Genomic DNA, 12,195 nt, shown 5'->3' on the forward strand with positions numbered 1-12,195 from the left:
CCAATAAATTCTCCTTAACAACCTGGTACCGCAAAGAAAAACCGTTAAAATAACGCAATATAAAGGAAATATTGAACGAGGAAGCTCATGAAGAATTGAAGTTAAATATAAGACAGGAATTGCTATTGTCGTAGCTGTCAAAGATGCTTTTAATATTCGAATGACATCATTCAATGAAAAAAAACGCCATAAACCGCGATATGTTTTAAAATAGAAATAACAAGTCAATTGAATGACTGTTAACAATGCCAACGCACAAAAAGAATGTGTGGACGTAAGCCGTTCTGGAAAAGGCTGTAGATTATATCGTAACCAATATGCAGCATACCAAGCGAGAGGAATTGCGAGAAGATCATTCAGAAGAACGGGTGATTTTAGATACAGCCTCTTCAAAAAAATTTTCACAATTTCGATCATATAATAATCCTTCTGAACTCATTTGTGATCAAGAGATAGTACATTAGGTTGATCTTTATAACACCAAAAAATTGCTTTTTATAATGGAAAACTCTAATAAATAATTTATTGTCTAATCGGCAAAATATCAGCAGAGTTTGTATATATTTCATAACGATAAATTGAATCAGGGTTATTGGCCATATAAATTTGGCTTAATGTATAATTATTTTGCTTATGTAACAATTTTTTTAAGCAAACATCGCTAGGGGTATATATTACTTTCCCTTGCTCAATTAATGAAGTCAAAATAATGACTGCTGGCTTTTTATGCAAAATATTGTTGCAAAATAGTTCATACCTCCGTTTTTCAGGGTAATGTGCCATTGATAAGTTATTTAAGCAATATGAATCAATAAAATTTAAATGACTCAAATAAGGTATCAAACCACAATCGGCTAAAACGACTGAAGCCCCATTAGGAATATGACTATTTAACCAATCTACTACCTGTATACGTAATTGCTCTCCTCGAATAGGATTTTGAGAGAAATAACGATAATCTACCAAGCTCATTCTCGGTATAAAAAAAAGCACTATTGTAAAATAAACTAAATAAAAAAGCATATTAAAAGCAAAGTCTCTTTTTTGCCAAAAAACGTATAATAAAATGCTAATTCCTTGTGATGCTAAAGGAAGAAGTAGCGCAAATGCAGGTAAGAAAAGACGGTTATCAAAAGCAACTATAGGATCTGAATTTACCAACATTATTAAATAAAAAATACTAGGCAACCATAAAAAATAATGTCGCTTCCCTTCAGACTTATTACAAGCGGGTAAAGCAAGAAGAGCAAATGGCCATATCAATTTTAAGTAGTTTCTATCTAAGGCCAAACTAAAAACATTAGACAATCCTTTACAGTACACTGAATTAGGGAAAAGAAATCCAAAATAGGTAAGTCGCCATAAAAAGTAAGGACCATAAAATAGAACTAAAGTTAAAAAAAAAGAAACACCCCTTGCCAATAATGTTTTATTTCTTTTTGAGGTCTATCCCAGCAAAGCAAAATAAAAAATAAGATCATTAAAGCGGGAGCTTCGGGTCGAGCCATTCCTGCTAACGCAAGAAATACTCCTGCGAAAACAAAATATCTATTTTCTGATTTACCGCGAGAATCAGGAAATAATTGATATCCCATACCTCTGAAGCAAAAATATACAGAACCACAAATAAGTGCTTGGTAAACTGTTGTTTCCAAACCACTGAGCGCCCAGATAATTTGCCCTTTGTAAAATAATAAGCCCAGACAAGGTAAGAGTGATTTTCGTTGAGAAAACCAAAATCGACTTATTAAGTAAATAAAATAGCAGGTAAAACAAAGTCCTATTAACCCTGCTATTTTTAAAACAATAATTGGATTCCCTTTTAAAAGGAGTGTTAAAGCCCCAAGAACAACAAAAAGAAAATTTGAATAACCTTCTACTGGAGGAGCATCCACGTTCCACAATAAACCTGTGCCAGCTGCCCAATGTCTCGCATAACGCAACGAGATGTACATATCATCAATAGTGAAGGGCCAAATCGCCTGTATTTGTAAAATCAATAAATAGAGAAATAATAAAATGAAAATACAATCATACCAGCGTAATTCCGATTTCATTGCGCTAATGCCATAAAAGTTAAAATAATAAAGCACCAAAGATTGATTCGTGATAATCGATCATGTAAAAAAACAATTACAGGATCGTCATTTTCAATATCTTGCATTGCAAGCAAAGCAAAGCGCCATAACGCGATCGCTGCAAAAGGCACAGTCAACATAAAATAAAACGATTGATCTCTTGCATAAATAATATAAAAAACATAAGTAAGAAAACTAGCAACACCTATAGCAATTATTAACCAATGAAGCATTAAAGGATTATATTTCTTCAATACCTTACGTGTGGTATGTTTTAGGCCTAATTGCATTTCCATTCTGCGTTTATTTAAGGCAATAAAAAGACTCACTAATGTCGCTGCAACAATGAGCCAAACAGAGATAGTTAAACCGATACCTGCCGTACCAGCTAAAACCCGCAACATGAATCCCGCAGCGATACAAAGCACATCAATAACTGGAATTAACTTAAAAAGATGGTTATACGCTATATTTATTACCAAATAAATACAAAGAATAATGGCTAATTTCGTAGAAATTAACCAACCTAAAGTAAGCCCCGCGAGTAAAAGCAAAAACAGCATAAAAATTGCCTCAGAAACTGTAATTTTCGCGCTTGCTAATGGTCTATGTCGTTTATGAGGGTGTAAGCTATCTTCCGTTCGATCTTCAATATCATTATAAATATAAACAGCACTAGAAATAAGACAAAACGCTAAAGTGGCTAGCACTGCGGGAATAAAATATCCCGGAATGGGTGTATAACAAAATCCAAGCATCACAAATGCACCTTTAGTCCAATGCGATATGCGAAGAAGTTTAAACAAGTCTTTAAGCCTTGCAGTGAGGCTTACTTTTTGCGTGCTATTTATCAATTCATTTACCTTCTCTATAAAAACTTAGTCTGATGAACAATACTATAGTCAATAAATTAAAAGTAACACAATCTAAAAAAAAAGCATCATTTCAATAAGTTAATCTCTAAATAAACTAAAAACCTTCAATTTATTACGACAATTTAGTAAAAAATAATCAAATAACATTGCATTTATACAATTTAGAAGTAAGATAAATAGTTAATGGAACAACATGTACATTACGTACTTGACCAAAAGGACGGGGAACATTATGCACTTTATTCTTGCACCAGGAAATCTTGCCAAATTCGATAACCTACGCAAAGTTTACGAAACTGAAAAGCAGGTTAATCTCAACGCAAAACCTTCACTAATCGGCACACCTGTTTTTTTTGGTGGCACTGATGTTATCAATAGAAACAAACAGGTTTCTTTTTTAGAAAAAGTGAATGCGATTCTTAAAGTCCATTTATTAAATGAAGAAGAAATTAAAACACCGCAACAACGTCAAGTTTATGTTATCGCGGCACGATTCCTGATTGCAGCCTGTCTTTATGTGCAATCTCAAATTAGTAGTTCAAAAAGAAATTCCGTCTTATATCGAATCATCGAAGACAATTTAGGAGTAAGCTCTGAAAATTTCTTAGATGATGAAGACAAAGAAACATGCTATTTAACAGCTGAACGACTTATTAAAACCCCTAGTGCTTTTGATCATTCTAATGTGACCTTACAGAAAAAAGGAATAGCTCCCTTTACTGAAAAAGAATGGGAACAATTCTCGGTGTTTTTAAAAGAAATGAGCCCTAAAAAAGAAACAAAAGATCCATCTGCGAGTTTCCCGATTATCTCACTCACCCAACCTTTATTCGGAACAGCTTTTTCTTATGTTGGAGCAACTGTTGGCGTTGTATTGGCAGAAGGTGTAAGTAACTCCACTTCAGCAATCAGCCCGCGTGTACAATTAACAGCCCTAGTTGGAAGTACTTTGTTAGTCTTCAGTCCAGCAGGAACCACTGGAGTTGCTCTTTTTGCGCCCGTCATTGCGACTAAACTTCTTACTTCTTTTTGTACAATCAGCCTGGCTCATATTATGGGGAAAGCAGCAGGATATTTGGGACAAGGAGTAGGCATAGGAGTGGGACTTCCTTTTGATCTTGCTTATAATCTACTGTGGTCTGTTTGTTCTTTGATTGGTCGTTACTACAGTAAGGCACCGCAATTTGCAGTTATAGATGGGATACGTATTGTAGATAACGCTACAATCATCGCTGGAATTCCTATTCAACTTGTTCCCGAAAATGCATTACCCTCTGGGTGCACCAAAAAAACTCTTGAAATTACCGAAGAAGGTGAAATACGAATTGAAGGTGAAGAGCTGCAAGATACCCCGATGCAAATCCCTCCTGAAGTGCTCGAGGAACTCAACAAACAAATAGTACTTTATAACCCAAATAAAGAGGGCATAGAAATAAAGCAATCAAACAGTAAAGAGCCCATAATCACCGAGCCTGATGAACTGGAAGGCTTGTCTCTAATTTAAAATAAAAAGACAGTTAAATCATTTGAAACAGAACTATGCTCTAAATGATTTAACTGTCTTTTAGTCTGAAATGAATTTCATTATCGCCATCCTCAACTGGTGCTACGACCTACAGATGAAGATAGATTTCTACGTTCAGAGCAACCAATCCTTAAGAGTGAAGCAAGGCACCTCGCTACAACAAGCGCTCATCCACGCCTAGCCCCCATTACGTATAAGGCGCGCAATTTAAAATCGCAAGTGAAGAAAAGACATCCAGTATAAAGTTTGTTTCGTGCTATTCTGTTGGGATACCGCGGACAAGCCGCGGTACGTAGATCCTTTAAAAGATTACATAGACTCTTTGAAAGATTACATAGGTCCTTTAAAGGGTCAAGTAAACTTAAGGTTAATAAGCTATACAGTTAAGGTCGGTTATCGACTTCCTTACGTTGGTTTGGTAGAAAATCTTTTCTATCGAGCCCCATAGCTACCGCCAAAGCCCCTGCCACATAAATGGAAGAATAAGTACCAATAAGAATACCGATTATCAATGCTAAAGAAAATCCATGTATCGCCTCTCCGCCATAAATAAATAAAGCAAGAACGACAAACAGGGTCAATGTAGAGGTCATAATGGTTCGTGATAATGTTTGGTTAATCGAGATATTCATAACTTCAATAGAAGTAGCACGGCGAATTTTAACGAAATTTTCGCGTACCCTATCAAAAACTACAATCGTATCATTTAATGAATATCCAATTACTGCTAATAATCCTGCTAATGCTTTTAGATCAAACTCGACACCAAAAAAAGCAAAAATACCTAATATCAAAACAGGATCATGTACCAATGCAACAGCAGAACTCACCGCAAGCCTATACTCAAACCGCATCGCAATGTATATCATTGTCGCTAATAATGAAACAACAACCGCTAATGCACCTTTAGTTGCTAATTCTTGCCCTACTTGTGGACCAACAAACTCAACTCGTTGTTTGCTTGCTCCAGGCAAAGCAGTCATCACTTGATCGACCAAACGTGCTTGTTCTTTATCTTCTCGTGGAGCAATACTAATTAATACATCTTTAGACGTACCATAGCTTACAACTTGTGCTTCTTTAAATCCTGCTTTAGCCAGGTTTTCTCGAATTGCGGGCAAATCAGCAGTAGAAGAATAAGAAACTTCAATTTGAGTTCCACCCGTAAAATCCAGTCCCCATTTCAAACCATGAATGGTCAAAGCACCAATAGAAAGAACAAAAATCAATATAGAGAATATCGCCGTCCAACGACGAGCCCCCATAAAGTCCACGTTTGAATTTGGATTAAAAAATTCCATCTGAGCCTCGTCTTTAAATACCTATAGATAGTTTTTTTACGGTTCTACCACCATAATACCAATTTACAATTCCACGGGTATAAGTAATACCTGTGAGCATGGAAGTTAATAATCCCAATGAAAGAGTTACCGCAAATCCACGCACAGGCCCCGTACCCACTGCAAAAAGAATAATTGCCACAATTAAGGTAGTTATGTTCGCATCAAGAATGGTTGCAAAAGCACGTTCATATCCAGCATAAATTGCTGCTTGCGGTGACAAACCATGTCGTAATTCCTCACGGATACGTTCATAAATCAGCACATTCGCATCTACAGCCATACCTACCGTTAATACAATTCCAGCAATACCTGGAAGAGTAAGGGTTGCATCAATTACAGATAATAAGGCACATAGCAACACCAGATTAAGTAATAAAGCAATATCCGCAATGAACCCAAAAAATCGGTAATAGAACAACATCAAAATTAAAATTAAGCCCATACCTACTTCCAGAGAAATGATGCCTCTGCGAATATTTTCTTTTCCTAAAGTCGGGCCTACAGTACGCTCTTCTATAGGATAAATTGCTGCTGGTAAAGCCCCTGCTCTTAACAGTAAAGCCAAATTGCTTGCTTCTTTAGAATCAGCAAGTCCTGTAATTTGGAAGTTATTACCCAAAGCATTTTGAATTACTGGGGCGCTAATAACACGCTCCTCACGGTGGGTAATCCTTTTTTCAACTCCATTTACGGTTTGTATGTTATTTTTAGTTTCAACATACACAATGGCCATACGTTTACCAATGTTTTCACGAGTAACTTTAGTAAACAAACTTTCACCACCCCCGCCAAGTTGTATTTGTACTGCTGGAGTTGCCGTTTGTTGATCATAGCTAGAAACTGCCGAAGTGATTGAATCACCACTAAGAACTACTTGTCTCTTTAATAAAATAGGATATCCATCCATCATCAACAATTTATCATTGACCGGAACAACCCCAGTTTGTTTGGCAATTTGTGGATCATTATCTTGATCTACTAAATAAAATTGCAGCGTTGCAGTGCCTCCAAGAATTTGCTTAGCACGCGCTGCATCCTGAATTCCTGGCAAATCCACAGCAACACGAGTCGCCCCTTGTTGTTGTACTACTGCTTCACCAACGCCTAACTCATTCACCCTATTACGTAAAATACTCATTGTTTGTTCAATAGTATTTTGACGCATAGTATTTAACTCAGTAGGAGAAACTGATGCCATAATTCCATTATTTGTTTTACTTTTTACAAAAATAAGCTCAGGTATTTTTTCTTTTAAACCTACAAAAGCATTATCCCTAGATTCAGCATCGCGGAAACGTAAATCAACACCTTTATCAGGTACAAAACGTATGCCTGTATAACGAATACCAAGCTCGCGTAACTCCTGACTGATGTTTTTCATGATTCCTTCATAGCGGCGGCTAATCACACTTTCCACATCAACTTCTAGTAAAAAGTGCACTCCTCCTCTAAGATCCAGGCCTTGCTTCATTGGGGCAGCATGAATAGCATCCAACCAACTTGGAGTAGAAGGTGCTAAATTTAAAGCTACTGTGTACTGAGAACCTAAAGCATTTTTAATAGTGTCACGAGCTAATAATTGAGCATCAGTAGAGGAAAAAACCACCTCAACACCTTCGTTTTGAACAACAAGGGATGTGTAGTGCAGCTTATCCTTATTTAAGATATTTTCTACCTGATTTTTTAATTCATCATAATCTACTGGTGTTTCAGATGAAATTTGTACTACAGGATTCTCTGTATACAAATTAGGTATGGCGTAAACTAACCCAACGACCGCAATCACAATCAGCATCAGGTTTTTCCATAAAGGATATTTATTTTGCATTTTCCGTGTACCTATGACTTTTTAAAGAGATTTTAAAGTACCTTTTGGCAATACAGCACTCACCGCGCCTCTTTGTAAATTAATCTCCACACCTTCTGCAAGACTGATTTTGATGTATTGCTCATCTAAACTAACTACTTTAGCTAGTATTCCCCCTGAAGTGATAATTTCATCACCTTTTTTTAACTTACTTATTAAATCACGATGCTCTTTTGCTCTTTTGTTTTGCGGTCTAATGAGCATAAAGTAAAACAACACAAAAATAGCGGCGATCATAATGAGTGAAAAAGTTCCATCTGCTTGAGGTGCTGATGTAGCCCCCGCTGCAGCCATAGCATCGCTAATAAAAAAACTCATACTATCTCCTTTAATCTACGATTGACAATCGCGTGACATCATATAGCGAATTGCTCTTAAGGTAAATGAATCAAAGTGGAAATTAAAACAGTTTTTCATAATATTACCTCCTGTTTTCTAAGCTATAATTTTCAATAACCGTTTAAAAAGGGATATAAATGAACAATCTGATGCTTGTTCTTCTATTATCTATGCTGAGTTACCCTGTATCGGGGTATACATTAGCCGAAAAAAATTTTGATAGTTCAAAGCACTCAACCCTTCTTATTATAAAAAAAATTCCTCTTGTTATTCATGGAAAAAAAACTGAAGTATTTAAAATTGAACAACCCGATGGCACATGGGGTTATAAAGGAGTAAAAGGACAATACTTTGATGCAGTAGTTAAAAATACCACCAACCATCCCACCGTCGTTCATTGGCATGGATTAATTCTGCCTAACTCGGAAGATGGTGTACCCTATGTAACACAACTACCAATCCCACCTCAAGGAGAATATCACTATCGTTTTAAATTAAATCAATCAGGAACTTATTGGATGCATTCTCATTTTGACTTACAAGTTCAGCGCTTTCTTTCTGCTCCATTTATCATTTATGAACCGCATGAAAAAAATAATGAACATGATGTGATTTTATTTCTCAGCGACTTTAGCTATAAAAAACCTGAAGCCATCTTATATGAATTAAAACATCAAGGAACTGCATCTTTAAAAAAGATGGAAGATCAAAAATCCGAGATGAATGCGATGACGATGAAAAAAAATAAGTCCGAAACGTCAAAGCCTGATTTAAATGATGTAACTTATGATGCTTTTTTAACAAATTATCATAGTCTTTCCAATCCAGAAATACTCCCAGTTCATAGTGGGAAGGTGATTCGTCTCCGTATTATTGACGGTGCAGCAATGACTAATTTTTTTATCAATCTAGGAAAACTTAAAGGCAAAGCAATCGCTGTTGATGGACAACCTATTAAAGAAATCTCCGGGAATCAATTTCAGCTTGCCACAGGACAGCGTATTGATATTCTCATTAAGATCCCTCACGGTGAGGGAGTATATCCTATTTTGGCTCAAGGAGCCGGAACACAAATGCAAACGGGATTAATCTTGGCTACTCCAGGAGCCCCCAAAATATCAGTGAGCGAAAAAGCAGCTACAAGTGCTGGTGGACTTAATAACGAGCAAGAATTCAAAAGCCACGCCTTGTCTCCTCTTCCTGTAAAACAACCAATACAGACACTAACTGTCACTTTAGAAGGTGATATGATGAATTATGTTTGGAAAATGAATAATCAAGCCTGGCCTAATATTACTCCCTTAAGTGTTGATAAAAATAAAAGAACGGAAATAGTTTTAATCAATAAAACTGAGATGCCCCATCCAATGCATCTACATGGTCATTTTTTTGAAGTTACAGAAATTGATGGTAAAGCACTTAAAAATGGACCCATGCGCGATACTGTTTTGGTGTTGCCTCATTCTACAGTCAAAATACAATTTGATACAGATAATCCTGGAAATTGGATGTTTCACTGCCATATGCTCTATCATGAAGCGACTGGAATGATGACTTTTATTAATTATAATGGTGTAAAAATACCAGACTTTAAGACGGATAATTTTCATCAATGAAAACTATATAACAAGCCCGAATAAATATAACTTCATCTTTTACTTCCCCTCATCTTGATAATGAATTGATTCCATTAGCCAAATGATAAACTGTACGAAACCCCGCTTCTTTTAATAACATTACTGCTTGCTGACTTCTTCGACCAGACTGGCAATAAATAAGAATAGGGTCTAAAGGATTAAGTTCATTCAGACGCATAGACAACTGAGCCAAAGGAATTAATTTCCCTCCTAAATTTTTATCGCTGTGCTCCTCTGCTGTTCGGACATCCAGCAATAATATCCCTGGATTTGCTTCTAAAAAATTGGATAAAGCCTCTCCTGAGACGGCATGCTCATGATTCGATTCAATACATAATCCAAAGTCACGTTCATTTAGAGTCTGACCATACACACAAAACGGACACTCTTCATTTTTAGTGAGCTGAATATTTTTTATATCCATGGTTAGAAAGTCGATACAAAATAATCGATTTAGTAGTGAAACCCCACTAGCAGTAATCCATTTAATTATTTCTGTTGCTTGCAAAATACCTAATAGTCCAGGAAGAGTACCCAAAACACCCCCATTTTGACAATTTGCACCCGTATCAGGAACAACTGGAAATAAACAATGTAAACATGGATTTTTTTTTCCATAAAATAGAGAACAATGCCCTTGAAACTGATAAGCACTTGCATAAACGTAAGGCTTTACGAGACGATAGCAAATATCGTGAACTAGATAGCGCGTATAAAAATTATCAGAACAGTCGGCGACAAGATCGTATTGAGCAATAATTTCTTCAGCATTATCTGCGGTTAAACGAAACGCATAAGAATGTATCTTAATATTTGAATTTAACTCCTGTAATTTCGTTTCTGCAACAACAGCTTTTGCCTTGCAAATATCCTTTTCTTGATAAAGAATTTGGCGATGCAGATTACCTTCCTCAATAAGATCATCATCGATAATCCCTATAGTCCCAACTCCTGCGCCAGTAAGATAAGTCAGTAAAGTAACTCCTATTCCTCCAGCACCTACGCACAATACTCTTGCATTTTGCAGTTTTTCTTGTCCAAGAACACCTATTTCTTCTAATTTAATTTGCTGAGTATATCGTTTTAACTCAGGTAAAAAAGACATTTTAGTTCCTCTTAACGTAGGGTAAATAGTTTAACAAGAGTAAGAAAATCAGAGAACAAAATAAAAGATCAATTTTTAAATTTAAAAAAGTCCTGTAAAGCAAAAACATAGATCTTACTAAAATCAACATCCAATTCCAAATAGGAATGGGTTAGTTTAAATACTCCATTGCTCTTAAGAGTTCAATCATATCTATTCACTAAAATAACTCAAAGACTTTTAGAGCCTATTACAATTCATTGCCCTATATCTCATATTTTACGTACATAATGTAGGTAAGTGATCATTGTCAACTGCTCCAAAAGAAATCGCTGCTTTAATAACGATTGGAGAAAACATAAAAATGAAAAACGAACAAAATCAGCAAAATATTTATGGGATATTAGGAATAGCACCTACTGATAATTTTACCATGGTAAAAAAAGCCTATATTAAAAAAGCTTTAAACACTCACCCTGATAAAAACCCTGGTAAATCTGATGAAGAGTTCAAAATACTACAAAACACCTGGGAGCAAATAAATAGTGAAGCAAAACTTCAATTATATTTTGAACTTTATAAGCAAAACAAAATTCATGAATTTGATGAAAAATTAAATGAACATTTTTCTCAATCTCCATTCACTTCATCCCCAGATAAAAATGAACAAGCGAATACAAACTTTTCCAATGCTCTAAATGAATATCGTTCTGGTGATGTTGATGTTTTTATCCCAGTACCATTCGTTCCTTCTAGTATACCCGGACTAAGCAATGCCCGAGTTCATCTTTCTCTTGATCCTAAAGAACAAGAAGAGAACTTAGAGAATATAAGGAAGTTTATTGTGAATGCAAATAATGGTTTTTATCAGGTTGGTGTGACCTATAAAGAAGCCGTGGATATTGTCAATCAACATGGCCATAACAGTATGACACTTATTGTTCGACTCAGACTACCTATAACGCGCTTATCAGATGTTAGGGCTTCAGAGCAAGAACTTGTTGGTCCATATGTATTAAATGCACATTCAGATAATAAATATTTTACGTTGCAGCCTAATACAGTCATTCACAAGGAAGATATTCATACAGTACAACCTATGGGTGTGAGGGAGTACCATAATTCAATTCGCTTTATGCGCTCTTTAGAAAAAGCAGGTTCTCACATCGAAGCAATTTATAGTGAAAAACCTGTTGCGTTCTATGACAAAAATCAAAATAAAAATGCATTAGAAAATGAAAAACCAACCCATTCTTCACATAGCCTAACGGGGTTTCATGTTCGTGATAATATTCGTGCAGGTTTGAATTGGTTATTTTTCTCTTCCTCATCATCAAGCCCTTCTTCTAAAACAAATGCTGAAGAACAGAAGTCAGAAAGAAATAATTATCTTTTAAACAATAAATAATATAATTCTTCCCTCAGGAAGCATTATTGCGTATAAAAA

The 12,195-nt window shown here is 35.7% G+C and carries 10 protein-coding genes and 1 pseudogene; 3 read left to right on the plus strand and 8 right to left on the minus strand.

Annotated features, from left to right (window positions below; all coding sequences use genetic code 11):
* The 4 genes and pseudogenes from Lsan_RS23135 to Lsan_RS16125 form a co-directional block, all read right to left on the minus strand.
* Nucleotides 1–417: pseudogene (locus Lsan_RS23135) on the minus strand (polysaccharide biosynthesis protein); the annotation flags it as partial.
* A 105-nt stretch (nucleotides 418–522) separates the two neighbouring features.
* On the minus strand, nucleotides 523–1,422 hold the full coding sequence (locus Lsan_RS23140; RefSeq protein WP_237762167.1) for a hypothetical protein: 900 nt from the start codon (nucleotides 1,420–1,422) through the stop codon (nucleotides 523–525).
* Nucleotides 1,395–2,057, minus strand: coding sequence for a glycosyltransferase family 39 protein (locus Lsan_RS23145; RefSeq protein ID WP_237762168.1), 663 nt, complete (start codon nucleotides 2,055–2,057; stop codon nucleotides 1,395–1,397). Before Lsan_RS23145 ends, Lsan_RS23140 begins: the two co-directional genes overlap by 28 nt.
* On the minus strand, nucleotides 2,054–2,932 hold the full coding sequence (locus Lsan_RS16125; protein ID WP_058515154.1) for a decaprenyl-phosphate phosphoribosyltransferase: 879 nt from the start codon (nucleotides 2,930–2,932) through the stop codon (nucleotides 2,054–2,056). Before Lsan_RS16125 ends, Lsan_RS23145 begins: the two co-directional genes overlap by 4 nt.
* Nucleotides 2,933–3,185: 253 nt before the next feature.
* Between Lsan_RS16125 and Lsan_RS16130 the strand changes: the two genes are divergently transcribed.
* Complete coding sequence (locus Lsan_RS16130; protein ID WP_058515155.1) at nucleotides 3,186–4,457, plus strand: hypothetical protein; 1,272 nt, start codon at nucleotides 3,186–3,188, stop codon at nucleotides 4,455–4,457.
* Nucleotides 4,458–4,861: 404 nt separating this feature from the next.
* Here Lsan_RS16130 and secF read toward each other — a convergent pair whose 3' ends face one another.
* Genes secF through yajC form a run of 3 tightly spaced genes read right to left on the minus strand, consistent with a single transcriptional unit; the run spans nucleotide 4,862 to nucleotide 8,006 of the window.
* On the minus strand, nucleotides 4,862–5,779 hold the full coding sequence (gene secF, locus Lsan_RS16135; protein ID WP_058515156.1) for a protein translocase subunit SecF: 918 nt from the start codon (nucleotides 5,777–5,779) through the stop codon (nucleotides 4,862–4,864).
* Nucleotides 5,780–5,792: 13 nt separating this feature from the next.
* On the minus strand, nucleotides 5,793–7,649 hold the full coding sequence (gene secD / locus Lsan_RS16140) for a protein translocase subunit SecD (protein WP_058515157.1): 1,857 nt from the start codon (nucleotides 7,647–7,649) through the stop codon (nucleotides 5,793–5,795).
* Between the two features lie 21 nt (nucleotides 7,650–7,670).
* Nucleotides 7,671–8,006, minus strand: coding sequence for a preprotein translocase subunit YajC (gene yajC / locus Lsan_RS16145; RefSeq protein ID WP_058515158.1), 336 nt, complete (start codon nucleotides 8,004–8,006; stop codon nucleotides 7,671–7,673).
* A 158-nt stretch (nucleotides 8,007–8,164) separates the two neighbouring features.
* Between yajC and Lsan_RS16150 the strand changes: the two genes are divergently transcribed.
* Nucleotides 8,165–9,643, plus strand: coding sequence for a multicopper oxidase family protein (locus Lsan_RS16150; RefSeq protein ID WP_058515159.1), 1,479 nt, complete (start codon nucleotides 8,165–8,167; stop codon nucleotides 9,641–9,643).
* Between the two features lie 49 nt (nucleotides 9,644–9,692).
* On the opposite strand, the gene Lsan_RS16155 is transcribed toward Lsan_RS16150, so the two are convergent.
* A complete protein-coding gene (locus Lsan_RS16155; RefSeq protein ID WP_058515160.1) occupies nucleotides 9,693–10,769 on the minus strand; it encodes a HesA/MoeB/ThiF family protein in 1,077 nt (358 codons plus the stop codon).
* A 343-nt stretch (nucleotides 10,770–11,112) separates the two neighbouring features.
* Here Lsan_RS16155 and Lsan_RS16160 point away from each other — a divergent pair, with 343 nt between their 5' ends.
* The gene (locus tag Lsan_RS16160; protein WP_058515365.1) at nucleotides 11,113–12,156 is read left to right on the plus strand and encodes a DnaJ domain-containing protein; all 1,044 of its coding nucleotides are present in this window, start codon (nucleotides 11,113–11,115) and stop codon (nucleotides 12,154–12,156) included.
* Nucleotides 12,157–12,195 lie beyond the last annotated feature (39 nt).

Source organism: Legionella santicrucis (genome assembly GCF_001468135.1).
Classification (GTDB): domain Bacteria; phylum Pseudomonadota; class Gammaproteobacteria; order Legionellales; family Legionellaceae; genus Legionella; species Legionella santicrucis.